Here is a 24,393-nt window from a genome sequence, read left to right as displayed (position 1 = left end):
AGATATGAAAGCCGGATGAAAAACTCGTTTATTTGACAGGTAGACAGCTAGGGTTCAGCTAAGCAACTAAGGGGCCGCGGGCTTTAATCGGGAGGCTAAATAAGAATTGTTTGTAGCCCGTTTGGTTCAACTGCCTGTGTGCGTTCAGTGATCGAATTTTAGTGAAGAATCTTCTCTGCAATGCACCCCAAGTGCCGGTAAAGTAAGCCGTCTCTTGCCAGGGTGATCGGATGAATAGCGTGCAGCTTTTACGCGGCCAGTTGCGGCCTGCGTTGATGGGATCGTTGATGGGGTTGTTGATGAGCGTGACGTGGGTCACGACAGTGCAGGCCGATGACGCAGTGGCGCTCACCAGCATCGACCAGGTGCCGGACGGCGTGGAGGTGCGCGGCAAGCAGATCGCCGCCTATACCTGGGACGATAAACAAGGCAAGAACCTGCTGGTGCTCGCCGAGCAGGTCAGCGAGCGCGACGACGATGGCACCCAGTCGGCGTTCGTGTATGCGGCCCAATACCTGATCGACGGCAACCGCCCCAAACGCGTGTGGATGCTCTACGACGATGTGCAGCATTGCGAGTTCGACGCCGCCCTGCGCTTCGACAGGACGGCCACCAAGGTCACCGACCTCGCCGGCGATGGCATCACCCAGGCCACCGTGGGCTATTCGCGCACCTGCACCAGTGACGTGAGCCCCAATGAATTCAAACTGATCATGCATGTGGGCAAGTCGCAGAAGTACCGTTTGCGCGGGGTCGACCGTGTCGGCGCGGCCTGGTGGGACGAAGAAGCGGGCGCCTTGCGTGGCATGCCGTTGCCAAAGGATTGCAGCGTGGCCGGGCAGCAGGCGCTGGTCAGCCAGTACAAGGAGCAAGGCACCGAGCTGCCATTGCCAGGGTGTTATAGCGACGAGAAGGACTTCGCCAAGGCGCCGCAAGAGTACCTGGCGTTCATGCGTCAACACTGGTTCGCACTGATGCAGAAGCAGGACAGCGAATGGAGCCAGACCCAGGTCCAGCCACAGGAGCCCACCGACGAAGATGACACGGCGCCGTGATTTTGTGCGAGGGCTGGGCCTGGGTTAGACTCGGTCTTCGCCAATTCACTAAATAGCTCGATTAAACAAAGGCTTGTTCGAGTTATTTAATCCAAAGGCTGATCTACCTTGACTGAGTCTATTCGCAACCCGCTGACCCTCTACCTCACCCGCCTGGCACCTTCCAGCCAACTCACCCTGCGCTACGTGCTGCAAGATGCGGCCGACCGCCTGGGCTTCGAGGACATGAGCCTTGAAGACATCGACTGGCACCTGCTGCAACCCGAGCACGTCATTGCCCTGGTCGCCGCCTTGCGAGAGGACGGCTATGCGCCGAATACCTCTTCGTTATACGTCAATGCGGTGCGTGGGGTGATGAATGAAGCCTGGCGCCTGAACCTGATCGACCAGGAGCACCTGTTGCGCATGCGCACCGTCAAGGCTGCGCCGGGTACGCGCCTGGGCCAGGGCCGCAACCTGCGGCGCAGCTTGATCCGCGAAATGATGGAAGTCTGCGCCGCCGACCCGCGCCCCCAGGGCCTGCGAGATGCCGCGGTGATCGGCATTCTGTATGGCTCCGGCATGCGCAAGTCGGAATCGGTCAACCTCGACCTGGCGCAGATTGATTTCCAGGCGCGCAGCCTGCGAGTCATCGGCAAGGGCAACAAAGAGCTGATCAAGTACGCGCCGGACTGGGCGTTCGCCAAGTTACAGGCGTGGCTGGCGTTCCGACGCGAACACCTCAAGGAAGGCGAGCAGGATGACAGCTTCCTGTTCAACCGCATCCGCCGCGGGAGCCACATCACCCGCGAGCGCATCACCAAGCATGCGATTTACTACATCGCTCGCCAGCGCGGTGAACAGGTGGGGGTGAAGATCATGCCCCATGACTTCCGCCGCTCGTTCATTACACGGGTGATCGAGGAGCATGACCTGTCGATTGCGCAGAAGCTGGCGCACCACACCAATATCCAGACCACCGCCAGCTACGACGTGCGCGACGACAACGAGCGGCGGCGGGCGGTGGATCGGTTTGATCTGTAGGGTCAGGTGAATGGAATCCCCTGTGGGAGCCGGGCTTGCCCGCGATGCGCACACCTCGCAATTGCTGTTGTACCGAGGTGATGCAATCGCAGGCAAGCCAGCTCCCACAGGTGTATTGGGCAGGGGTTAGAGGATAGGCTTGCCGCCCGTCACCGCATAACGCGACCCAGAGATGTAACTGGCTTCATCCGAGGCCAACAGCACATAGATCGGCGCCACCTCCACCGGCTGGCCCGGGCGGCCCAGCGGGGTTTCGCTGCCGAAGCTTTTCACGTCTTCATCGGTCATGGTCGCCACGATCAACGGCGTCCAGATCGGCCCGGGGGCCACGCTGTTGACTCGGATACCTTTGCTACCCAGCAACTGCGCCAGGCCACCGGTGAAGTTGGCGATCGCGCCTTTGGTTGCGGCATACGCCAGCAGGGTCGGCTTGGGCATGTCGGAGTTGACCGAGCTGGTATTGATGATCGAACTGCCGGCCTTCATGTGGGGCAGGGCTGCCTTGCAGATGCGAAACATCGCTGTGATGTTGATATCGAAGGTCTTCACCCATTCCTCGTCCTCGATTTCCTCGAGGGTTTCATGAGTCATCTGGAAGGCGGCGTTGTTCACGAGCACATCAATGCGGCCAAATTGCTCGACGGTTTTGTCCACCAGCGCCTGGCACACGCTTTTCTGCGCAATGTCACCGGGCAGCAACAGGCATTGGCGCCCGGCTTCCTCGACCCAGCGTGCGGTTTCCTTGGCGTCCTCATGTTCATCCAGATAAGCGATAGCCACATCCGCACCTTCGCGCGCAAAAGCGATCGCAACGGCGCGACCGATACCACTGTCGGCGCCGGTGATCAGCGCGATCTTGTTGGCGAGGCGGCCGGAGCCCTTGTAGCTCTGCTCGCCGCAATCCGGGTATGGGTCCATTTTCTTCTGCGAACCCGGCACGTTCTGGGCTTGCGGCGCGAAGGGTGGGCGGGGGTAGTCAGTCATCTCAATCTCCATAGGTTTCCAAAGGTGCTATGGGATTAGTAGTTTTGCGCCGGACGATAGTTGTAGTGGATGCCACTCAAGCCCGACGAGTGGTTGCTTCAAGCGGATGCACACACGCTATTCGCCACCGGTGCCCTGGGCCTGGCGGATCGGCTGCGCGGTAGTCGACCCTTGGCATTGGAGGCGGTGAGGGGGGGGTGGAGACCCACCCTCAGGGCTGCGGTCAGGAGGAGGGCGGGGCGCTCGCCAAGTGGGTCGGCAGGCGGCGCAGCGTCCACAGGGTGGTGAGCATTGCCGCGATGGCGCACAGTGCGATACCCACTAGCATCGGCGCGGGTGTGTGGTCGGCGAACACACCGACCAACGTCATCGACACGGCCGCCGTGATCATCTGGATCGCCCCGAGCAAGGCCGAGGCAGAACCGGCCACCGCGCCATGATCCTCTAATGACAACACACCCGCTGCCGGCAGCAGCAGGCCGAGAAAGCCGAAGCCGACGAACAGCAGCGTCATCGTCAAGGCCAGGCTATCAACCCACAGCGTGGTGGCCGCCAGCGCGGTCATGACCGCAGCCACGGCAACCACCGACCAGCGGATCAACGGTGCCAGGCCAAAGCGTGCAGTGAGGCGCGCGGTCAGCTGGCTCATGGCGAAAAACGAGGCAGCATTCAGGGCAAAACCCAAGCTGAACTGGGTGGGCGTCAGGCCGTAATACTCGATGTACACGAACGGTGCGCTGCCGATGAACACGAAGAAGGTCGCCAGGCCAAAACCACACACCACCGACAAACCGATAAAGACCGGGTCGCGCAACAACGCGCCGTAGCTGCTGAACGCATTGCCCAGGGTCTTGCCCAATCGACGTTCGGCCGGATGGGTCTCGGGCAGTTGCACGATGGTCATTACCAGGCACGCCACGGCAACGACGGCCAGCACGGCAAACACTTCGCGCCAGCTCCACCACGAGATCACCAGGCTGCCGGCGAGCGGCGCGAGGATCGGCGAGACGCTCATCACCAGCATCAGCAACGCCATGAGTTTCGCCGCTTCATGCCCGGTGTACAGGTCACGCACGATGGCCCGCGGAATCACCATGCCCGCGCACGCACCAAACGCCTGCAAGGCACGAAAGGCGATCAGTGTTTCGATGGTCGGCGCCAGCGCACACCCGACACTCGCCACGGCAAAAATCACCAGGCCTGCATAAATCGGTGGCTTGCGCCCGAACACGTCACTGATCGGCCCGTAGAACAGCTGGCACACGCCAACGATGACGAAAAATACAGTGAGGCTCATCTGCACCAGTGCTGGCGAGGCATGCAGGCTTGCGCCCAGGGTCGGCAAGGCTGGCAGGTAAATATCGATGGCGAAGGGGCCGACTGCAGTGATCAAGCCCAGGAGAAGGGCGAGGTGGGCGATGCTTCGAGACATGGGCAGTTCCGGGCAGTGCGAGGGCCGGACAGCTTAAGGGATCCGTGCAGATCCGCAAACTTAGGCTTCAATAACAAGCGATTGTGGCCGATAACATCAACAGCGAGGCTTCTGCGGTTGGCTTCCCAACCGGATGACCAGGCACGGGGATATCAGCATGACGATCAAACTTCGCTTGATGCTGTTGATTGCGACCGGATTGCTTACGGCCCTGATCATGAGCCTGGCCGGCTACCTGGGAAATACCCGGATGGCCGATGCCGTGCAGGACAGCGAGCTCAGCATGACGGCGCTGCGCAACCATATGGAAGCCGACATGATGCACGACGCCCTGCGCGCGGATGTGCTGTCGGCCATGCTGGTGGGCCTGGGTAAAAGTACCAGCACGAAGGCGCAGGTCAGCGATTCGCTCAAGGAGCATGCCGAGCATTTTCGCCAAGTGCTGGCCGATAACCTCAAGCTGCCGCTGGACAATACGCTCAAGGCAAACCTGGAAAAAATCAAACCCAGCCTGGACAACTATATAAGTACCGGCGAGCGCATCGTCGCCCTGGCGCTGGAGGACCCCGACGCCGCTCGGGGCGAACTGGGCACGTTCAACGCCGCCTTCAGTCAGCTTGAAGACCAGATGGCGACGCTCAGTGAACTGATCGAAAACAACACCCAGCAGGCCAGTGTCGGCACTCGGCAGAGCATCAGCGCCGCCAACTTAACCCTTGGCGTGGTGTTGATCGCCAGCCTGTTGTTGCTGTTGGCCCAGGGCCGCTGGGTCATCCTCAGCATCATGGCGCCGCTGCAAACGGCCAGCCGGATTGCCGACAGCATTGCCCATGGCAACTTGAGCGAACCGATTGTCGAACCCGTCCGCAAGGATGAAGCCAGTGCATTGATTCGTAGCCTGGCCACCATGCAACGGGATTTGCGCGGCATGATCGACGTGGTGCGCAGCAACGCCCATAGCGTCAATACCACGAGCGAGCAACTGAGCCACGGCTGTCACGAAGTGGCTGGCAGCAGCCAGCAACAAAGCGCGGCGGCAAGCACCATGGCCGCTGCCGCGAGTGAAATGACCGCGAGCATCGAGGAAATCACTCGGCATGCCGAGCGAGCATTGGCCATGGCCAACCAGGCTGAAACACTGGCCAAGGACGGTGGCCGGGTGATTCATCAGGTGGTCAGCGACATGGACGGCATTGCCCGATCCGCGCAACAGTCCGCCCAGGTAATCCGCACGCTGGACAAAGAGTCCGAGGCCATTTTCAGCATTATCCAGGTGATCAAGGGAATCGCCGACCAGACCAATTTGCTCGCCCTGAATGCCGCGATCGAGGCCGCCCGTGCCGGTGAGCAGGGGCGCGGTTTTGCCGTGGTCGCCGATGAAGTACGCAACCTCGCCGGGCGCACCAGTGCCTCGACCCAGGAAATTGCCAGCATGGTAGGGCGTATCCAGCAAAGCACGCGGGAAGCCGTCACCAGCATGGAGGAGGGCGTTGCGCAGGTCGATAAGGGCATGGCAGTGACCGCCGATGTGGAGCGGTCAATTCGTGAGATTCTCCAGGCCACCTTGAATACCACCGAGATGGTCAACGATATCTCCCGAACCATCGGGGAGCAGAGCCTGGCCAGCAATGAGATTGCCCATCAGGTGGAGATGATTGCGCAGATGTCGGAAAGTAACAGTCGCGTAATCGGCCAGACAGCGTCGACGACGGACGAATTGTCCTGCTTGGCAGGCAAGCTGTCGCAGTCGGTCGACCGATTCAGGCTATAACGTATTGATTTAACTCAACTAAATAGTCATTTAGTTGAGTTGGATACCAGGGCAGGGGGCTCACGCCCCGGAGAGGGCAGACGTGCGTCGTTCGGCGATGCGCTCAACCGCTTGCATATGCTGCGTACCCCATTGGCACAACGCGCCCAGCGCCGTGGCCAAGGAATGGCCGAAGGGCGTGAGGGAGTACTCGACCTTCGGCGGTATCTCGTGAAAGTCCACACGAGCAATGATCTCGTCGCGCTCCAACTCCTTGAGTTGCTGGATCAATACCTTGTCAGTCACGCCGCCAATCGCGCGTTTTAATTCGCCATATCGATGAACATTCTGCGCCAGGTTGAACAGAACCAGGGGTTTCCATTTGCCGCCAATCACCGCCAATGCCGCTTCCAGGCCACAGTTGAATGAGTTGTTCGCCATGATGATGAAGGCTCCGAGGGGGTACTTACTAAAAGGTGCATACTATTCAAAAGAATAGCGCAGATCTACAGTTGGGCCTCAACCTTATTCATTGGAGCTCACCATGAGCAGGCTCAACGGGAAAATTGCAGTGGTTACCGGCGGAAACAGCGGCATTGGCCTGGCAACCGCCATTCGCTTCGCAGCTGAAGGCGCGCAAGTCGTGATCGTAGGACGTCGCCAGGATGAACTGGACAAGGCGCTTCACCTGATTGGCCATGAAGCCATCGCCATCCAGGGTGACATTTCCAACCTGGACGACCTGGCGCGCATTTTCACTCAAGTCAAAGCCGACAAGGGCCGAGTTGACGTGCTGTTCGCCAATGCGGGCCTGGGGGATTTCCAGCCGATCGGATCGATTACCGAGGAATCGTTTGATCGGACATTCGGCATCAACGTCAAAGGCACGCTGTTCACCGTGCAAAACGCGTTGCCACTGATGCCCGCTGGCAGCTCAGTGATCCTGACCGGTTCAACCACCGGCACCATGGGCACACCGGCCTTCAGCGTGTACAGCGCCACCAAGGCTGCGCTGCGTAACTTCGCCAGAAGCTGGGCGCTCGATCTGAAAGGCACCGGCATTCGCATCAACGTGCTGTCACCAGGCCCGATCTCGACACCAGGCCTGGACCTGGCGCTGTCAGGCACGGGACAAAAGGAAGCAATCATCGACGACATGACGGCGCAGGTTCCGTTGGGGCGTATCGGCAAGCCTGAAGAAGTCGCAGCCGCCGCGTTGTTCCTGGCGTCGGATGAAAGCAGCTTCATGACGGGCAGTGAAATGTTTGTCGATGGAGGCTTTGCTCAGGTTTGAGCAAGACAGGGGTTTTGCCTGTTGAAATCTAACGGGCACTGCCCCTGAATGCGCAATACGATATTACGCATAATGTATATTATGTTAAATTAGGTGCTATGTTAAAGATGTTCATGAGGCTCGTAAGGCTCTGATTCGACAAACCCGCTTCTGGCATCCATTCTCTCAACGGGCCATGTCCTCCGTGTTCATGGCCAGTCATTGAATGAGGTGGCTGCCGATGAAGCTGATTCAGTGCCGTTACGCTTTAGTAATGCGGTGTCCGGCACACCTCGATTTAGCCAACTTGTCCTCCTTCCCTGCGGCCTACAGGTACCTCGCGCGTTTAGTTCCACAATGCGTCAAAATTCCTAGCGAACCAGGCTGTTGGCTATCTCCTCCACCCAGCGAGGTACGTGAATTCCTTTCCTTCGCAAAACCTCTCGATGTTCTTCAAGGCCGTTTAAATCTATCCTTCCGCGCTCCCGTTGCACTCCCAGATAGAAACAGAAGGCGACCAGCTCACCCTCTTTTTCCATGTACTGGTAAGCCGCATTGATCGCAGACTCCCACTCAAACCGATTAAAGATGTCCGACGGTGAAAACAGATTTACTTTAAACGTTGAGGCGCCTTCATTTGACTCGATAAAGTCGACCCAGGCACATGCAAATTCTGCTTGAGATACAGCCCAATTGAAATTGTTCAACCAACGTCCTCTTAACCCCGACCTTCCAATTTTTGCAAGTTTCTCTCCTCTACGAAGCGCAAGCCAAAGCTTGAGTTTTTCACCTTCAAATGCTTCACGAGCGATCAGCGACTCAAGAGCAGGAAGCCAGGTGACGGGGTGCCATGAAGGATAGGACGTGATATCTGCGATCGCAGGAGAAAGCGAATAACGACTCACGTCACGCCAGCTATAAACCTCATCGGCAATTTCACCAAAGCTGTTGAAACCCCATAGTTTTGCATTTTCTCTTTCAAGTCTTGCCCTGAGATTGTCCCAACTCCCCTCAAGTTCTGGTGAATAACTGTGTATGTTTTCACCAACTTCGAGATCAAGCAAAAGCCTTATAGAGGTATCGTCTGAAAGTTCGGAAAAATCATTTGACCATGCGAACGCCTCATATTCTTGTACCGTACTGAATTCCGGAAATTGTTGTGGGCGGCAAGGGTTGCGCACGGCCATTGACACAAACAATCTTGTTTGTTTGTATTCGGGACGCTCCATGGGTATCGACCACACTATTAGAAAACCTGAAGCACGTGCCCGTTCGGCCTCCCGCGCAATCCTTTCCGCCGCGTGATCTATCTTGCGAAACCACGTCGAGTCGTTCCACCAAAGGTGAGGCAAGAAAAACACCTTCGTGTGTACTTCAAGCGCCGCGGGCGGGAATGTCTTTCTGCACACTTCAGGTAATAAATCACTGCGCACCCAAAGCGTTTGCTCTATTTCAACAAGATTTGGCTCTCGATACTCCAAAGCAAGTGTAGGGATATCCCATTGAGCCAACTGATCAATCGCATGCTGTTCAAGGGGAGCCCAGCTGGTTGAAACCAACACAAAGAACACTTTTGAGCCAGGGTGCTGACTGCATAGGCAGTTCGCATAGGCCAGAAGCTCTGTGGCAAATTCCCGGGCCGCTTTCTGGCTTCGCTTGATTTCGACGATGACGAAGGCGCCGCTGATCTCGTCTTCCAGCACCAGGTCCGGTTTTAGGATTTTCCCTGATATGCGTGAAATATTGGTATCGGCACTGTAGAACCGCGGTTCTTGCAGACTTTGAAGCACACGGCATGCTTCCCGTGCTGCGCGATGGCGACCAGGGGGTATGCCGCGCTGCCAGCGCCTTTCAACTTCGTCCTTCATTTCTTGGCTAAGGGGGTCATCAGCGAATCGGATGGAAGCGTAGAGTTCTCCGCTGCAGCTGCGGCTATTTTTTCCCGCCAATTCTTCCAGCCATTTCTGGATTTCCTTTTCGTGCCTCATTGCAATTATCCTAGCTTTCCCAGTCTTCGTAGATGCATTGTGAATCGCCTCTGGTTTCGTAGACACTCCAAGCCTCATAGGCGGGCCGAGTTCCGGACTTATGCGAAGGTGGATGCTACTGATCTGCTTATGAACATCTGACATCGCCCACTTGTTAAACGACAGCTCATGTCATATATGTTCATGAGCTGTCTAAGCCACAGATTCGACAAACCCGTTTCTGACGTCCACTCTCTCGGCGGGCGCAGCTTGTTTAACGTTCACGCATGTAAGCCGCAAACATATCGCCGCGCAATTCAGAGTAACGTTGGTAATTGGTTTCTTTGATACGATCGTGAAAATGCGCCTGATCGATCTTGATCCCGCTGACAACTATCGACTGCAGGTCTTCCTCAGGCATTGCCAAGAGGTGCGGATTTACCACGAATTCATCAAGGTCGACCCTCAGAATGCCTAACATAAAATGTGGCAGCAGGCCTCCGCGCATCGAAACTTCACGCTGGTCAGGATAAAGGCCGCTATCGGGCTGATACCTGGGTAACGAGAGACGCCCAATGACGCTATAAGCATTTTGGCAAAGATACGAAGTGATGCAGTACCTCTCAAAGGGTTCTGGCACAAAGTAGTAATAGATAATCTGCCGAGTATCCAATTGGTCAACGAATCCCTTCGCCTGCATCCAATGCGTAGAAGTGGAGACCAGTACGGACTCCTTCGACACACCTTTTTTTCCTGCCGTATGCAAGAGATACAGGTAGTAATCTCTTACCAGCATCTTTATGCCCTCGGGCTGATTTCGTATCGACGACAGGAAAAATTCTTTATTTTCGGGCGTTACGAAGAACCTGACGATTTCAACGTTATCTTTCAGAAAGAGATGCCCTTTGTAGACGTCTAATTGGCAAATTTTCGCTATCTTTTTGAATAAGAACTCAAATGTAGCATCGCTGACGTCATCTATCGCGCGTAAATGGGCGCGCTTGGCAATCGAGGCATTGTTTTCAAGGAAATGCTTGGACTTTTCGCCAAAGTAAAATGTTCTTTGATAGAGCACACCCTCCCATCCGTGATCACCGCCAACTCGCTCAGCCAGGCGTGTATAACTATCGCCCCTGAATGTAGTCAGCAATTTTCCATCGTCATTGGCCTTTTTCAGTAACGTGACAGCCGAATGGAATGTACTTTTTTGACAAGTTGTCAACGGATCGAGATCCATGCCGGCGTGAGCCGTCTTCAATGCGTAACGATCATCAAGTAAATAATCTAGAGGATGCACGGACAGTCCTTATCGTTGCAGCGCTATGGAACGCACTCTGGCAAGAGTCTGATCGTAACGGGTTAAGGCTCCTTGCACATCCCCGCGCATCGCTCGCGCGCGTCCTCTCGCCTACCTCATTCTCAGGCCATGACACAAACCGTGAACGCACACGCCATATCCCAGCACCGCCTAATGCTGAAACGTCATCATCCCTGGCTCGCCTGCATGTTAATCTCGCACCACCACGAATAGACATTGATCGTCACAAGACGATGACCAGAACCAGGAAAGCCCATGCCAAAGATTTCTCACTCAGCCCTGCGCCGCAAATTCCGTGAATTGCTTGCCACCCCAACCTGCGTTGAAACCGCGTCCGTCTTTGACCCGATGTCGGCGCGTATCGCTGCTGACCTGGGTTTTGAAGTCGGCATCCTCGGTGGCTCCGTGGCTTCGTTGCAGGTACTGGCCGCGCCCGATTTCGCGCTGATCACCCTGAGTGAGTTCGTTGAGCAAGCTACCCGTATCGGCCGTGTCGCCCAGTTGCCGTTCATTGCCGACGCCGATCACGGCTACGGTAACGCGCTGAATGTGATGCGCACGGTCGAGGAGCTTGAGCGTGCCGGTGTGGCCGCATTGACCATTGAAGACACGTTGCTGCCGGCGCAATTCGGGCGCAAGTCCACTGACCTGATTTCCATCGACGAAGGCATCGGGAAGGTTCGCGCGGCGCTGGAGGCACGTGTTGATCCGCAGCTGTCGATCATTGCCCGCACCAACGCCGGCGTGCTGCCGACCGAAGCCGTGATCGAGCGCACCCAGGCTTATCAAAAAGCCGGTGCCGATGGGATTTGCATGGTCGGCGTGGCTGATTTCGAGCACCTGGAGAAAATCGCGGAGAACCTCACGGTGCCGCTGATGCTGGTGACGTATGGCAACCCTAAACTGAACGACGCCCAGCGTCTGGCCAGCCTCGGCGTGCGCGTGGTGGTTGCCGGCCACGGTGCTTACTTCGCCGCGATCAAGGCGACCTACGACAGCCTGCGCGCCCAGCGCCAGTTGACCCATAGCACCGATAACCTCAGTGCCACCGAACTGACCCACACGTATACATTGCCGGAAAGCTACGTGGCCTGGGCTGAAGAGTTCATGGACGTCAAAGAGTAAAACTCAAACCGGAACGAGGGGTGCAACGCCCCTCCTTCCTTTCACTCGCGGCGCCCTGGTCGACAAGACCTTCCAAACCGCTCGGTAACCACCGGCACATCACATTTGAAGCCAGCACTGCCCTCCTCCCCAGCCACTGCTCGGCCTGGGCATTGACATTCCGGGTGCTGATCAAACGCGCATGGCAATAACTGATCGATACATTCCCGCAGCTGTTATTTCTGATAGTCGACGCACGAGCAACTAAGTGAAATGAAACTTCATGTTTGCCGCGTGTGCGCGACACAAAAAAAGTCCGCCGCAGAATCTGCGGCGGCAACCAAAGGATTTTGTCGAAGCAGAGCGGCTAAGACAGGGCCAACGCTACACCTGCGGCCGCTTAAATAGAGTGAAGTTTAATTAATCGAGTTTCATCCATTGCCGGGCTGCAGGCCACGTCGACTGTGCTTAGAATCAGCCTCGGCAACCATGCCGAACACAATAAAAACCGTAATCGCTCACCTGTAACCACCTGCCCAAACATCTTGTGCGCCATCCAATAAGTGCGGTGTCTCTGCGCGCGCGTTCATTATCCGGGGAAGTCATAACATGATTAAACAGTCGAGCCTGTTAGCGCTGGCGGTGTGTGCCGGTATCAGCCAGATGGCATTTGCCGAGTCCGTCAGCGACCAGGCGGATGCCAAGGGGTTTATCGAGGGCAGCAGCGTCACCGGGTTGTTGCGCAACTACTACATGAACCGCAATCGCGAGGGCGGCCGTGCCGATAACATCGACTGGACCCAGGGCGCGATGCTCAACTACGCCTCGGGCTTCACCCAGGGCACCATCGGCTTCGGCGTGGACGCCTACGCCTACGGCGGGCTGAAACTTGATGCCACCCACGCGGACGCCGGCACGGGCAACCTGCCGACCGATCGGCATGGCGATCCCGAAGATGCCTACGGTTCGGTGGGCGCGGCAGTGAAGATAAAGATCTCCAAGACCCAACTGAAATTTGGTGACATGCAGCCCACCGCGCCGGTGTTCGCCACCGGCGGCACGCGCCTGTTGCCGCAGACCGCCACCGGTTTCGACCTGACCAGCAGCGAAATCGCCGGCCTGGACCTGGAGGCCGGGCATTTCACTAGCACCAACAGCGGCATGACGAGCAACCATGACCACGATATCTACGCCACCTACGCCAACGTCGCCGCCAACAGTGCAAGCTTCGTCGGCGGCAAATACACCTTCACACCGTCCCTGAGCGCAACGCTGTATGCCGGTGAGCTGGAAGATATCTGGCGCCAGTACTACACCAACCTCAACTATGTGATCGCGTTGCCACATGACCAGTCCCTGGCGCTGGACGGCAACCTGTACCGCACCCTCGACACTGGCAGCGCCAAGGCCGGGGCCATCAACAACACCACGTATTCGGTGGCGGCGGCCTACTCGTTCCTGCAAGCGCACACGCTGACGCTGTCGTTCCAGAAGGTGCATGGCGACACACCGTTTGACTACATCGGCACCGGCAACAACGGCGCAGGCGAAGGCGGTGATTCGGTGTACCTGGCGAACTCCGTCCAGTGGGGCGACTTCAACGGCCCGGGCGAGCAGTCCTGGGGCATCCGCTATGACCTGAATGTGGCCAGTTATGGCGTGCCGGGGCTGAGTTTCATGGCGCGCTATATCAATGGCTCGGACATCAATGGCACCCACACACCCGACCACAGCGCCTACGTGGGTGACTACGGTGCCGATGGCGCCCACCACGAGACCGACCTGGAAGCCAAGTACGTGATCCAGAGCGGTTCGGCGAAAAACCTGTCATTGCGCGTGCGCGATGCGATCATCGCGTCGAACGCCGACCAGCGCGATGGTGATTTGAATGAGCTGCGCCTGATCGTCGACTACCCGTTTACCCTGCTCTGAAACGCCGCACTCCCTGCAGCCGCGAGCCTGCTCGAGACTGCAGGGAGAAGAGTCTTAACCTACCCAGCCGATGGCCGTCTTGGGAATGACCTCGGACTCGTCGAGTTTCGACGCGAACATGCTCACCGCCTGCACCGCATCGCTGGTGCTGGTGCGAATCTGCAGGATCACCGACCCCGCCTGATCGGCCAGGCTGACACCGCGTTGCGCGCCCTCCTGGGTGGCATTCATGCTGGTTACCGCGTCGCGGGTTTCCGAGAGGATCATGCCGATCATCTCGGCAATTTCCGCTGTCGAGCGGCTGGTGCGCCCGGCCAGTTGCCGGACTTCGTCGGCCACCACCGCAAAGCCGCGTCCTTGGTCGCCTGCACGCGCAGCCTCGATGGCCGCGTTGAGCGCCAACAGGTTGGTCTGGTCGGCAATACCGCGAATGGTGTTGACGATGGCCGTGATCTGCTCGGAACGATCGCCCAGTTGCCCCACCAGGCGCGCGGAGGCGCCGATGTTGTCAGCGATGCGGCGCATTTCGCTGGCAGTCTCCTGGATCACCTGGGTGCCATGCTCGGCAAAGCGCTCGGTCTCGGAGGAAATATGGTAGGCCCGCGATGCGCCCCGCGAGTCTTCTTCGAATTTTTCCACGCGTTCGGTGATGTCGCTCGCGAACTTGACGATCTTGATCAGCTTGCCGTCGCCGTCATACACCGGGTTGTAGCTGGCTTCCAGCCATACCACACGGCTGTGCTTGCCCACGCGTTTGAATTGCCCGGTGAAGAATTCGCCGTTGTTCAAGCGGCGCCAGAAGTCGGCGTATTCAGTGCTGTTGATCAGCGCCGGCTCGCAAAACAGACGGTGCTGTTTGCCTTTGATTTCCGCCAGGGTGTACCCCATCACGTTGAGGAAGTTCGCGTTGGCGTCCAGCACTTGGCCGCTCAAATCGAACTCGATGACCGCCATCGCCCGGTCCAGCGCCGTCAGCTTGCTGCGGGTGGCTGCCTCCTGCTCGACCTTACTGGTCACGTCCAGCGCGTACTTGACCACTTTGAGCACCTGGCCGCGCTCATCCAGCACCGGGTTGTAACTGGCTTCCAACCAGACGGTGTTGCCGCTGTTGTCCACACGCTTGAAGGTGCCGGAGACAAATTTGCCCGCCTTCAAATCACTCCAGAACTGGCTGTAGGCCGAGCTGCTGGTCAGCGCCGGCAAGCAAAAGTCACGGTGGGTTTTACCGGCCAATTGACCGGCGCTGTAACCCAGGGTCTTGAGGAAGTTGTCGTTGGCCCGCAGCACCTTGCCATTGAGGTCGAATTCGACCACGGCCATTGAGCGTTCCAGTGCGGCGATCAGTCCTTTGTACTCGGTGACTTCGGCCGTCCTGGCCGACAGTTCTGTCTTGAGTGCTGTGTTGAACATGGACGTACCCTCAGCCGTGCGGAGAAACCCTGTGTCTCGATTCGCTATCGGCTGGGAAATACGCGACTTTACGCGCCCTGCAGGGATTATTTTCTGGCGTCAACGACTTGCGCGGTCAGCGTTTTGCATCAAGCGACGCCAGGCGCTCGCGCATGCCGGGGCTGGCCGCCGGACCGGCCTGCAACGCGCACTGGTCAAGCGGTACGCACTGCCCATCCGCACGGGCCAACATCGGCTGCACCGGCGTGCCTGTCTCGCGTTCCACCAACTCCACACTGGTGCCCTCCACGGCGTGGTGCCGATTGCCCCAGGCCAACAGCGACATCAGCACCATGCGGAAATCTTCGCCCTTGGGCGTCGGCACATATTCGTAGCGCGGCGGCCGCTCACTGTAGGCGCGGCGCTCCAGCATCCCCGCCTCCACCAAGGCGTTCAGGCGGCGCGTGAGCATATTGGGCGCGATGCCCAGGCTGCGGGAAAACTCATCGAACCGACGCAGGCCCTGCAGTGCATCGCGCATGATCAGGATGCTCCACCACTCCCCTACCCGGTCAAGGCTAGGGGCGATGGGGCATTCGTCGCGGGTGAGGGACTTGCGTTGCATGGCGGCTCCTGTGTGGCAGTGCAAATTTGCGTGCCCCCATGTTACTTTCATGATGATTTTGGCGGCGTGAACGCCAGCGTGCTGTTCCGCCGCTGGGGGTAGTTTGCCCGTGCTGTGATTTTCAGGGACCATGGCGCCTTTCTTAACCTGCCAACGAGAGGCGCCCATGGCCAACCACGACCTGCACTACACCCCCGATCCCGATGCCGACTCGATTTCTTCGGATGTGATCGGCTTCAACGGCATCCTGGTGTCCACCCAGATTCCAACCCGAGCCGATGGTAGCCTGGAACTGGGCGACATCACCCAGCAAAGCGAATGCACCCTGCAAGCCCTGAAAGTCGCCCTGGAAAAAGCCGGCAGCTCCATGGACCGGGTGATGCACTTGACCATTTATCTGACGGACATGGCCGACCGAGCCGCTTTCAACGAGGTCTACAAACGCTTCTTTGCCAAGCCCTGGCCTGTACGCGCGGCGGTTGGCGTAGCTGCTTTGGCAGTAGACGGCATGCGCGTCGAAGTCACTGCGATGGCCGCTCAAGCCTGAGTGGGTGCCGGTCAGGCATTTCACAGCTACAATGCGCGTCTCAACCGTGACAAGCCTGACTAAAAAAACTATGTCCTTGCCCAAGCATCACCTGGAATTGCTCAGCCCTGCCCGCGATGTCGCCATCGCGCGCGAGGCTATCCTGCATGGCGCCGACGCCGTCTACATTGGCGGCCCGAGCTTCGGCGCGCGCCATAACGCCTGCAACGACGTGAGCGACATCGCTCAACTGGTGGAATTCGCCCGCCGTTACCATGCACGCGTCTTCACCACCATCAACACCATCCTGCATGACAACGAACTGGAACCCGCGCGCAAGCTGATCCATCAGCTCTACGACGCCGGCGTCGATGCGTTGATCGTGCAAGACCTGGGCGTGATGGAGCTGGATATTCCGCCCATCGAGCTGCACGCCAGCACCCAGACCGACATTCGCACCCTGGCCCGCGCCAAGTTTCTCGACCAGGCCGGTTTCTCGCAGCTGGTATTGGCCCGTGAGCTGAACCTGCAGGAAATCCGCGCCATCGCCGACGAAACCGATGCCGCCATCGAATTCTTCATCCACGGCGCCCTGTGCGTGGCGTTCTCCGGGCAGTGCAACATCTCGCACGCGCAGAACGGCCGCAGCGCCAACCGTGGCGATTGCTCCCAAGCGTGCCGCCTGCCGTATACGCTGAAGGACGACCAAGGCCGCGTCGTGGCCTTTGAAAAACACCTGCTGTCGATGAAAGACAACAACCAGAGCGCCAACCTGCGCGCCCTGGTCGAAGCCGGCGTGCGTTCGTTCAAGATCGAAGGCCGCTACAAGGACATGGGCTATGTGAAGAACATCACCGCCTATTACCGCCAGCGCCTCGACGAGATCCTCGAAGACCGCCCGGATTTGGCCCGTGCCTCCAGCGGCCGCACCGCGCACTTCTTCCTGCCCGACCCGGAAAAGACCTTCCACCGCGGCAGCACCGACTATTTCGTCAGCGACCGCAAGATCGATATCGGCGCCTTCGACACCCCGACCTTCACCGGCCTGCCGGTGGGTGTGGTGGAAAAAGCCGGCAAGCGCGACCTGCAAGTGGTCACCCATGAGCCGCTGTCCAACGGCGATGGCCTGAACGTGCTGGTCAAGCGCGAAGTGGTCGGCTTCCGCGCCAACATCGCCGAGCCTAAAGGCGAGTTCGAAGAAGACGGCGAGAAGCGCTACCGCTACCGCGTCGAGCCGAACGAAATGCCGGTCGGCCTGCATCAACTGCGTCCGAACCACCCGCTCAACCGCAACCTCGACCACAACTGGCAACAAGCGCTGCTGAAGACCTCGGCCGAGCGCCGTATCGGCCTGGCCTGGGTCGCACGCTTGCGTGAAGAGCAGCTTGAAGTGATCGCTACCAGCGAAGAAGGCATCAGCGCCAGCGTCACCCTGCCCGGCCCGTTCGGTGTGGCCAACAAGCCGGAACAGGCGCTCGATACCCTGCGCGACCTGCTCGGCCAACTCGGTACTACCGAGTACCACGCCACCGATATCCAGCTGGATGCGCCGCAAGCGTTCTTCATCCCCAACTCACAGCTCAAGGCGCTGCGCCGCGAAGTGATCGAAGCGCTGACCGCTGCGCGCGTAGCCGCTCACCCACGCGGTGGGCGCAAGGCCGAGACCTCGCCGCCACCGGTCTACCCGGACGCGCACCTGTCGTTCCTGGCCAACGTCTACAACCAGAAAGCCCGCGACTTCTACCACCGTCACGGGGTGAAGCTGATCGACGCTGCCTTCGAAGCCCACGAAGAAACCGGTGAAGTCCCGGTGATGATCACCAAGCACTGCCTGCGCTTCTCGTTCAACCTGTGCCCTAAACAGGCCAAGGGCGTGACGGGCGTGAAGACCAAGGTTGCGCCGATGCAACTGATTCATGGTGATGAAGTGCTGACCCTGAAGTTCGACTGCAAGCCCTGCGAGATGCACGTGGTTGGCAAGATCAAGGGGCACATCCTCGGTCTGCCGCAGCCGGGCAGCGTGGTCGAGCATTTCAACCCGGAAAACATCATCTTTCAGGGCACGCACTGACCTTGTGAACGCGGGGCCACCACCAGCCCCGCTGCAACCCGGCGGCCGCCAGTAGAATCGCTACCACCCCCAGCCATTGCAGCCAGCCCAGGCGATGCCCGAGGGCGATCCAATCGACGAAGATCGCCGCAATCGGGTAGATAAACGACAGTGCGCCCGTCAGGGCGGTCGGCAGCTTCTGGATCGCGCCGTACAGCAGTACATACATCAAACCCGTGTGCACCACGCCAAGTGTCACCAACGCCGCCCAGGCGTTGGTCGTGGCCGGCAGGCTATCCCACGGCACCATTGGTGCCAGTAACAGCGCGCCGGTGCTCACCTGGATCAACGCCATCAGATGCGGCGGCACGTCTTTCAAGCGCTTGATGATCAGCGCCGCAATCGCATACAGGAACGCCGCGCCCAGCGCCAATGCGATGCCTACCAGGTAATCGTCGCCGGTGTGTTGATCGCCGTGGGCGGTGACAATCGCCAGCATCCCCAGGAACGCCACGCTCAGCCATGCCAGTTTCTGCACGGTGATTTTTTCGCCCAGGAACAACGCCGCCAGCATCACCAGCATGAACGGCTGCACGTTGTACACCGCCGTGCTGATGGCTATGGACGCGCGGGAATAGGATTCGAACAGCAGTAGCCAGTTGCCCACAATCGCCACGCCACTGAGCATCGCCAGGCCGAGCTTGGCCCAACTGAGCAGGTCCAGGCGCAGGTAACCGAGCAACGCGCACACCAGTAACAACGTGAGCCCGCCGATTACACAGCGCCAGAACACCACTTCGATCACCGACACGCCAGATACCAGTACAAACCAGCCAATGGTGCCCGAGATCAGCATGGCGGCGATCATTTCCCACGACCCGCGACGGATGGATGTGTCCATGTTTGAGGCTCCTCAAGTGAGGCTCAATTATGGCAATCTGCTTGCGACCGGCTCCAGCGACTAAAATAGGCCATACGCCTGGATTACCTTTACTTATTAGGCGAATACCATGATTGACACCATCGACCAGCAACTGATCGCCGCTTTGATGGACGACTCGCGCCTGTCTCTCAAGGCCCTGGCGGGCATCACGGGGCTGTCCTCGCCCAGTGTCGGCGAGCGCCTTCGCCGTCTTGAAGAACGGGGAGTACTGACCCACTACACCGTCGACATCGACCCCAGGCATTTCGGCTACCTGCTACAAGCCATCGTGCGCATCCGCCCGCTGCCCGGCAAGTTGCACGAGGTGGAGCGGCAGATCCAGGCGATCCCCGAATTCACCGAGTGCGACAAGGTGACCGGCGATGATTGCTTCATCGCACGGTTGCATGTGCGCACCATGGACCATCTGGACAGCTTGCTCGACCGGCTTAACGCCTACGCCGAAACCAACACGGCCATCGTCAAGAAAACCCCGGTGAAACGCCGATTGCCGCCCTTGGGGGATTAGTGATTGCGCGTCATCAGCGCGGTGCCTGAATAGGTATTCTGTCACGACTGGGCGGTGTTTATCCTGGCTCCACTCTTTGGAACAACAGGTGAACAGCTCATGTACGTCATTACCGGAATCACAGGCAAAGTCGGCGGCGCCCTGGCGCACACCCTGATCAAGGCGGGCCAACCCGTTCGCGCGGTCATGCGCGATGCAACCAAGGCGGCCTACTGGGCTGACCAGGGTTGCGACGTGGCGTTTGCACACATGGAAGATGCCCAGGCGCTCACCGCCGCGTTCAAGGGCGCGACTGGCGTGTTTATCCTGCCGCCACCAAGCTTCGATCCTCTGCCTGGCTTCCCCGAAGCCCGCGCGGTGATCAGTGCCGTCAGCCAGGCGCTGCAGGCCGCAGGGCCGAAGAAGGTACTGTGCCTGTCGACCATTGGTGCCCAGGCCGAACCGCTCAACCTGCTGACCCAGCGCACCTTGATGGAACAAGCCCTCGGCGCCCTCGACATCCCCGTGACCTTCCTGCGCCCGGCCTGGTTCATGGAGAATGCGCTGTACGACGTGATCGCCGCCCGTGAAACAGGAGTGAACCACAGCTTCCTGCAGCCGCTGGACAAGGCCGTGCCAATGATCGCCACGGCGGACATCGGCGCAGTGGCCGCACAGTTATTGCAGCAAGACTGGACAGGCCAACGCGTGGTGGAACTGGAAGGCGAATGGGTGAGCCCGAACGACATCGCCCGCACCCTGGCCCAGTTGCTGCAACGCGACGTACGCGCCGAAGTGGTCGCGCGCGATACCTGGGAAACCCTGCTGCGTGCACAGGGCGCACAGAACCCGATGCCCCGCATGCGCATGGTGGATGGGTTCAACGAGGGCTGGATCTGTTTCGAGCATGACAAAGTGCTCAAGGGCAACACGACGCTGCTGACAGTCTTGCGTGAACTGTGCCACTGAACCTGCCACCGAACAACTCGGCCCCGACCTACCTGATGTACCGAGTCGCCGGCAGGGCAAGCCAGCTCCCACATTTTTGGAGGGCGGGGTTACCGTCAGGTAGCGGTCCCGCTCCCCCCTATCAAGCCTCGTCGTTCAGTCGTGCAATGCCTGGGCTGCTCCCAGTAAACCCCGGAACTTGCGATAACGTGCCTCCAACACCGCGTGCTGCCCAGCATCCGGCACGTACCGCGCCTTCACCGGCATCCCCGCCTGCACCAACGCCGCCCCTTGGCCAATCGCCAGGAACCCCAGCTTCGCCGCACCCATGCACGCGCTCAACTCACTGCCGTGCAAGGTGAAGATTTCACGCTGCAGGATATTGGCCAGTAACTGCGCCCAATACGCGCTGCGCGCCCCGCCGCCTACCAATGCGCAGGCCCCCACGTCGGCACCGGCTGACTGTACGGCGTGCAACGCATCCAGCAGGCCGAAACCCACGCCTTCCATCACCGCATAACCGAGCATCGCGGGTGTGCAGTCATGGCCCAGGCCCATGAAACCACCGCGCAACAGCGGGTCGTTATGCGGTGTGCGTTCACCCGCCAGGTAGGGCAGGAACAAGGGCGTGCCGAGCGGCACTGCCTGCGTGATCGGCAATTGTGCGGTCACCTGGTCCAGCAAGGTCTGCTCATCCGCAGTGCCCGTCAGTCGCGTGACCCAGCGCAGGCAACTGGCCCCCGCCAACATGGCGCCCATGGTGTACCAACGGTTAGGCAATGCATGGCAGAAACTGTGCACCGCGCTCGCGGGGTTCCCGGCAGCATGATCGGTGATGGCGACGATGGCCGCGCTGGTGCCCAGGGTGATAAACCCGTCGCCCGCATTGATCGCCCCAATACCCACAGCCGCTACCGGGTTGTCACCACCGCCGCCGGCGATCACGACCGAGGACGACAAGCCCAACCCCTGCGCCGTCAACACAGCGCTGGCGGCGCCGCCCTCAACCAACCTGGGCATCTGCTCCGGCGCGAGGCCCGTTGCGCCCAGCATAGGGGCGAACCATTCACGCCGGGCCACGTCCAGCCACAACGTACCGGCAGCATCCGACATCTCGCTGACACGCTCACCGCTCAGGCGCAACCGCAGGTAATCCTTGGGCGACAACACACAGTCGATGGCCTTGAACACCTCTGGCTCATGCTGTTGCAGCCATAGCAGTTTTGGCGCAGTCAGCCCGGCCATCGGCAAGCTGCCGGTAACGTGCGCGAAGGCCGCGCCCAACTGCCCGGCCTCGGCGATGGCGCGGGAGTCGTCCCACAGGATCGCCGGGTACAGCACGCGGTTATCCGCCCCCAGCAATACCGCGCCGTGCATCTGCCCGGATAGCCCGATACAGGCCACCTGGGCGAACGCCGCGTGCCCGCGCAACTCGGTCAGCGCCTGCAAGCACGCTTGCCACCAGGCTTCCGGCGCTTGCTCTGACCAGCCGCTGTGGCGCCGCGACACAGTCAGACGCACGCCGGCGTGGGCCAGCACCTTGCCGTCGAGGTCCATCAAAATGGCCTTGAGTTCCGAGGTGCCGAGGTCAATGCCGAGGGAAACAGGGTTGCTCATACGGGGGTCATTCCAATCCAATACAGCCACATGAGTTACGTACTTGCAGGGTCGGCGTCAGGCGCACGCTGTGGGTTGGCGCGCCGGGCGAAGCCATGCGTTGCAACAGCAGGTTCACGGCCTGGGCGCCGAGGGCCTGGACCGGCTGCGCGATCAAGGTCAGGCGCGGCACGAAAAAATCCGCCCAGTCAAAATCATCAAAGCCCACCAGGGCCATCTGCGCCGGCACGTCGATGCGGGCGTCACGCAGCGCCTGCATGGCGCCGAGAGTCATCAGGTTGTTACCGGCCATGATCGCCGTGGGCGGTGGCGCCAAGCCGAGCAGCTGCACCGTGGCTTGGCGGGCGGGCTCAGTATTGGAGCCGCCGTTGACCAGCAGTTGCGGATCAAACGCCAGCCCCGCCGCCTGCAACGCAGCCCGATAGCCGGCAACGCGCTCGTCGGTGGTGCTGAACCCCTCACGCCCGGCGATAAAGCCGATCCGGCGGTGACCATGGGCAATCAGATGTTCAACCAAGGCCTGGGTCGGCTGGGTATTCTCCACCCCGACCTGGTCGAATTGCGCGCTCATCATGCGGTCCACCAGCACCGTAGGCACCTCATTGGCCTGCAGGTACTCCAGCGCCTTGGACTCGGAGGACGGTGCCAGCAATATCCCATCCACCCGCCGGTGATGCAGCGCCGTGACCACCCGCAGCTCCTGCTCCGGGTCGTCGTGGGTGTCGACAAACAGCATCATGTAACCGTGCTTGGCACACTCGGTTTCAATCGCGTGCACGGTCTCACTGAAGTAATGGTTGGACAGCGCCGAAATCGCCACGCCAATCGTGCTGGTGCTCGAGCGGGCCAGCGAACGCGCCAGGGTGTTGGGGATGTAACCCAGCGCCTGGATCGCTTGCTGCACCGCCAGCACCGTCGCCGGGCTGACCTTGCGGGTGCCGTTCAACACGTGCGAAACCGTCGACGTCGACACCCCCGCCCGGCTTGCCACGTCATCCATGGTGACCACGACGCTTTCCCCTTCAGTGAATCAATGTTTGCTCGACCAACCGCTGTACGTAGCGACGTTGTCACGGGTGATCAATTTTGGCGTGAGCAGGGTAACCGCTTCAGCCGGGGCTTTGTCGTTGAGAATGTCATTGCCGACATTCACCGCAGTCTGCGCCATGGCCCAAGGGTCCTGGCTGGCCGATGCCTGGATCTGCGATTCAGTCTTCAGCGCGTTCTCGATATCCGGCGCACCGTCCACCGAGGTGATGATGATACCGCTGCGCTTGAGCTGCTTGGCCGCCAGGTCACTGCCGATGGCTTGCGGGTCGTTGATCGCGAACAGGCCGTCGATTTTCGGGAAGCGCGTCAGGTAACCCTGCATCACGTTCAGGCCGCCTTCGCGCGAGCCTTTGCCGTCCTGGTCATCGGACAGCACCTTGATATCCGGTGCGCCGGCCAACGCGGCCTTGCAGCCTTTGACGCGGTCGGTCACCGCGGTGACTTGCGGGCCGTTCTGAATGATCACATTGCCCTTGCCGGAGAGCTTGTCCACCAGGTACTGACAGGCCAGCTTGCCCGCTTCGACGTTGTCGGTCTGCACGGTGGCGTTCACGCCCTTGGCGTCCACATCCACCGCCACCACGACGATCCCGGCATCACGGGCTTTCTTGATCGCCGAGGCCATGGCGGAGGGGTCGACGGCGTTGATCAGGATCAGGTCGACCTTGGACGAGATGAAGTTATCGATCTGCGAAAACTGCTTGCTCAGGTCATAGTCGGCCGACACCGACGTGACCTTGACGTTGGGGTTGAGCGCCTTGGCACGAGCGGTGGCGCCATCGGCCAGGGTCACGAAATACGGGTTGCCCAGCGAGCCCATGCTGATGCCGAGCGCTTTCAACTCGCGGGCTTCGACGACGTGGGACATCAGGGCGGCCAAGGCAATGACGGGAAACATGCGGGTCAGTTTCATGCGGGTC

20 protein-coding genes and 3 pseudogenes are annotated in these 24,393 nt (G+C 59.7%); 11 read left to right on the top strand and 12 right to left on the bottom strand.

Annotated features, from left to right (window positions below; genetic code table 11):
* Positions 1-230 precede the first annotated feature (230 nt).
* Together ATH90_RS13790 and ATH90_RS13785 are read left to right on the top strand one after the other, a co-directional pair.
* Complete coding sequence (locus ATH90_RS13790; protein ID WP_034105265.1) at positions 231-1,055, top strand: M949_RS01915 family surface polysaccharide biosynthesis protein; 825 nt, start codon at positions 231-233, stop codon at positions 1,053-1,055.
* Positions 1,056-1,163: 108 nt separating this feature from the next.
* Positions 1,164-2,078, top strand: coding sequence for a site-specific integrase (locus tag ATH90_RS13785; RefSeq protein WP_034105267.1), 915 nt, complete (start codon positions 1,164-1,166; stop codon positions 2,076-2,078).
* Positions 2,079-2,204: 126 nt separating this feature from the next.
* Here ATH90_RS13785 and ATH90_RS13780 read toward each other — a convergent pair whose 3' ends face one another.
* Together ATH90_RS13780 and ATH90_RS13775 are read right to left on the bottom strand one after the other, a co-directional pair.
* Entirely contained in the window at positions 2,205-3,062 is an 858-nt protein-coding gene (locus ATH90_RS13780) for an SDR family oxidoreductase (RefSeq protein WP_034105269.1), read from the bottom strand.
* 223 nt (positions 3,063-3,285) lie between these two features.
* Positions 3,286-4,494 carry a multidrug effflux MFS transporter gene (locus ATH90_RS13775; RefSeq protein WP_098466515.1) on the bottom strand — a complete coding sequence of 403 codons (1,209 nt, stop codon included), beginning with the start codon at positions 4,492-4,494 and terminating at the stop codon, positions 3,286-3,288.
* 133 nt (positions 4,495-4,627) lie between these two features.
* Between ATH90_RS13775 and ATH90_RS29935 the strand changes: the two are divergent.
* Positions 4,628-5,407: pseudogene (locus ATH90_RS29935) on the top strand (MCP four helix bundle domain-containing protein); the annotation flags it as partial.
* A complete protein-coding gene (locus ATH90_RS29930) occupies positions 5,402-6,265 on the top strand; it encodes a methyl-accepting chemotaxis protein (protein ID WP_420884290.1) in 864 nt (287 codons plus the stop codon). The pseudogene ATH90_RS29935 and the gene ATH90_RS29930, both read left to right, overlap by 6 nt.
* A gap of 60 nt (positions 6,266-6,325) precedes the next feature.
* Here the strand turns inward: ATH90_RS29930 and ATH90_RS13765 are convergent, their stop codons facing one another.
* Positions 6,326-6,685: a winged helix-turn-helix transcriptional regulator gene (locus ATH90_RS13765; protein ID WP_034105273.1), complete on the bottom strand. Its 360-nt coding sequence runs from the start codon at positions 6,683-6,685 to the stop codon at positions 6,326-6,328.
* A gap of 103 nt (positions 6,686-6,788) precedes the next feature.
* Here ATH90_RS13765 and ATH90_RS13760 point away from each other — a divergent pair, with 103 nt between their 5' ends.
* Entirely contained in the window at positions 6,789-7,538 is a 750-nt protein-coding gene (locus ATH90_RS13760) for an SDR family NAD(P)-dependent oxidoreductase (protein WP_034105276.1), read from the top strand.
* Positions 7,539-7,888: 350 nt separating this feature from the next.
* Here the strand turns inward: ATH90_RS13760 and ATH90_RS13755 are convergent, their stop codons facing one another.
* Both ATH90_RS13755 and ATH90_RS13750 read right to left on the bottom strand, forming a co-directional pair.
* Positions 7,889-9,505, bottom strand: a complete 1,617-nt coding sequence (locus ATH90_RS13755) for a hypothetical protein (RefSeq protein WP_098466513.1) — start codon at positions 9,503-9,505, stop codon at positions 7,889-7,891.
* Positions 9,506-9,758: 253 nt separating this feature from the next.
* On the bottom strand, positions 9,759-10,781 hold the full coding sequence (locus ATH90_RS13750) for a hypothetical protein (RefSeq protein ID WP_141537481.1): 1,023 nt from the start codon (positions 10,779-10,781) through the stop codon (positions 9,759-9,761).
* A 276-nt stretch (positions 10,782-11,057) separates the two neighbouring features.
* Here ATH90_RS13750 and ATH90_RS13745 point away from each other — a divergent pair, with 276 nt between their 5' ends.
* Positions 11,058-11,927 carry an isocitrate lyase/PEP mutase family protein gene (locus ATH90_RS13745; RefSeq protein WP_034105279.1) on the top strand — a complete coding sequence of 290 codons (870 nt, stop codon included), beginning with the start codon at positions 11,058-11,060 and terminating at the stop codon, positions 11,925-11,927.
* A gap of 588 nt (positions 11,928-12,515) precedes the next feature.
* On the top strand, positions 12,516-13,838 hold the full coding sequence (locus ATH90_RS13740; protein WP_098466511.1) for an OprD family porin: 1,323 nt from the start codon (positions 12,516-12,518) through the stop codon (positions 13,836-13,838).
* A gap of 54 nt (positions 13,839-13,892) precedes the next feature.
* Here ATH90_RS13740 and ATH90_RS30050 read toward each other — a convergent pair.
* From ATH90_RS30050 to ATH90_RS13730, 3 genes and pseudogenes are all read right to left on the bottom strand, one after another.
* Positions 13,893-14,369, bottom strand: a pseudogene (locus ATH90_RS30050) (methyl-accepting chemotaxis protein); the annotation flags it as partial.
* 111 nt (positions 14,370-14,480) lie between these two features.
* Positions 14,481-15,248, bottom strand: a pseudogene (locus tag ATH90_RS30045) (PAS domain-containing protein); the annotation flags it as partial.
* A gap of 115 nt (positions 15,249-15,363) precedes the next feature.
* Positions 15,364-15,852, bottom strand: coding sequence for a winged helix-turn-helix transcriptional regulator (locus tag ATH90_RS13730; protein WP_098466509.1), 489 nt, complete (start codon positions 15,850-15,852; stop codon positions 15,364-15,366).
* Between the two features lie 166 nt (positions 15,853-16,018).
* Here ATH90_RS13730 and ATH90_RS13725 point away from each other — a divergent pair, with 166 nt between their 5' ends.
* A complete protein-coding gene (locus tag ATH90_RS13725; RefSeq protein WP_010210464.1) occupies positions 16,019-16,399 on the top strand; it encodes a RidA family protein in 381 nt (126 codons plus the stop codon).
* 70 nt (positions 16,400-16,469) lie between these two features.
* Positions 16,470-18,449, top strand: coding sequence for a peptidase U32 family protein (locus ATH90_RS13720; RefSeq protein ID WP_098466508.1), 1,980 nt, complete (start codon positions 16,470-16,472; stop codon positions 18,447-18,449).
* Here ATH90_RS13720 and ATH90_RS13715 read toward each other — a convergent pair.
* Positions 18,427-19,329, bottom strand: a complete 903-nt coding sequence (locus ATH90_RS13715) for a DMT family transporter (protein WP_098466507.1) — start codon at positions 19,327-19,329, stop codon at positions 18,427-18,429. The genes ATH90_RS13720 and ATH90_RS13715 overlap by 23 nt on opposite strands.
* A gap of 109 nt (positions 19,330-19,438) precedes the next feature.
* Here ATH90_RS13715 and ATH90_RS13710 point away from each other — a divergent pair, with 109 nt between their 5' ends.
* Both ATH90_RS13710 and ATH90_RS13705 read left to right on the top strand, forming a co-directional pair.
* Complete coding sequence (locus ATH90_RS13710; protein WP_034105294.1) at positions 19,439-19,879, top strand: Lrp/AsnC family transcriptional regulator; 441 nt, start codon at positions 19,439-19,441, stop codon at positions 19,877-19,879.
* Positions 19,880-19,978: 99 nt separating this feature from the next.
* Positions 19,979-20,827, top strand: a complete 849-nt coding sequence (locus ATH90_RS13705) for an NmrA family NAD(P)-binding protein (protein WP_098466506.1) — start codon at positions 19,979-19,981, stop codon at positions 20,825-20,827.
* A 135-nt stretch (positions 20,828-20,962) separates the two neighbouring features.
* Here ATH90_RS13705 and xylB read toward each other — a convergent pair whose 3' ends face one another.
* From xylB to ATH90_RS13690, 3 genes are read right to left on the bottom strand one after another with little or no spacing between them, the layout of a single operon-like run.
* On the bottom strand, positions 20,963-22,423 hold the full coding sequence (xylB, locus tag ATH90_RS13700; RefSeq protein ID WP_098466505.1) for a xylulokinase: 1,461 nt from the start codon (positions 22,421-22,423) through the stop codon (positions 20,963-20,965).
* Between the two features lie 7 nt (positions 22,424-22,430).
* Positions 22,431-23,432, bottom strand: a complete 1,002-nt coding sequence (locus ATH90_RS13695; RefSeq protein WP_098466504.1) for a LacI family DNA-binding transcriptional regulator — start codon at positions 23,430-23,432, stop codon at positions 22,431-22,433.
* A gap of 21 nt (positions 23,433-23,453) precedes the next feature.
* Positions 23,454-24,386, bottom strand: a complete 933-nt coding sequence (locus ATH90_RS13690) for an ABC transporter substrate-binding protein (RefSeq protein ID WP_034105302.1) — start codon at positions 24,384-24,386, stop codon at positions 23,454-23,456.
* Positions 24,387-24,393: the final 7 nt, after the last annotated feature.

The organism is Pseudomonas lurida, from assembly GCF_002563895.1.
In the GTDB taxonomy this organism is placed as follows: Bacteria; Pseudomonadota; Gammaproteobacteria; order Pseudomonadales; family Pseudomonadaceae; genus Aquipseudomonas; species Aquipseudomonas lurida.
This window is presented reverse-complemented; position numbering and strand designations above follow the sequence as displayed.

Bases quoted from the DNA above. Each gene is read 5' to 3' on its own strand.
- ATH90_RS13790 (WP_034105265.1), top strand. From the start codon at position 231: ATGAATAGCGTGCAGCTTTTACGCGGCCAGTTGCGGCCTGCGTTGATG.
- ATH90_RS13780 (WP_034105269.1), bottom strand. From the start codon at position 3,062: ATGACTGACTACCCCCGCCCACCCTTCGCGCCGCAAGCCCAGAACGTG.
- ATH90_RS13775 (WP_098466515.1), bottom strand. From the start codon at position 4,494: ATGTCTCGAAGCATCGCCCACCTCGCCCTTCTCCTGGGCTTGATCACT.
- ATH90_RS29930 (WP_420884290.1), top strand. From the start codon at position 5,402: ATGCAACGGGATTTGCGCGGCATGATCGACGTGGTGCGCAGCAACGCC.
- ATH90_RS13765 (WP_034105273.1), bottom strand. From the start codon at position 6,685: ATGGCGAACAACTCATTCAACTGTGGCCTGGAAGCGGCATTGGCGGTG.
- ATH90_RS13760 (WP_034105276.1), top strand. From the start codon at position 6,789: ATGAGCAGGCTCAACGGGAAAATTGCAGTGGTTACCGGCGGAAACAGC.
- ATH90_RS13755 (WP_098466513.1), bottom strand. From the start codon at position 9,505: ATGAGGCACGAAAAGGAAATCCAGAAATGGCTGGAAGAATTGGCGGGA.
- ATH90_RS13745 (WP_034105279.1), top strand. From the start codon at position 11,058: ATGCCAAAGATTTCTCACTCAGCCCTGCGCCGCAAATTCCGTGAATTG.
- ATH90_RS13740 (WP_098466511.1), top strand. From the start codon at position 12,516: ATGATTAAACAGTCGAGCCTGTTAGCGCTGGCGGTGTGTGCCGGTATC.
- ATH90_RS13730 (WP_098466509.1), bottom strand. From the start codon at position 15,852: ATGCAACGCAAGTCCCTCACCCGCGACGAATGCCCCATCGCCCCTAGC.
- ATH90_RS13725 (WP_010210464.1), top strand. From the start codon at position 16,019: ATGGCCAACCACGACCTGCACTACACCCCCGATCCCGATGCCGACTCG.
- ATH90_RS13720 (WP_098466508.1), top strand. From the start codon at position 16,470: ATGTCCTTGCCCAAGCATCACCTGGAATTGCTCAGCCCTGCCCGCGAT.
- ATH90_RS13715 (WP_098466507.1), bottom strand. From the start codon at position 19,329: ATGGACACATCCATCCGTCGCGGGTCGTGGGAAATGATCGCCGCCATG.
- ATH90_RS13710 (WP_034105294.1), top strand. From the start codon at position 19,439: ATGATTGACACCATCGACCAGCAACTGATCGCCGCTTTGATGGACGAC.
- ATH90_RS13705 (WP_098466506.1), top strand. From the start codon at position 19,979: ATGTACGTCATTACCGGAATCACAGGCAAAGTCGGCGGCGCCCTGGCG.
- xylB (WP_098466505.1), bottom strand. From the start codon at position 22,423: ATGAGCAACCCTGTTTCCCTCGGCATTGACCTCGGCACCTCGGAACTC.
- ATH90_RS13690 (WP_034105302.1), bottom strand. From the start codon at position 24,386: ATGAAACTGACCCGCATGTTTCCCGTCATTGCCTTGGCCGCCCTGATG.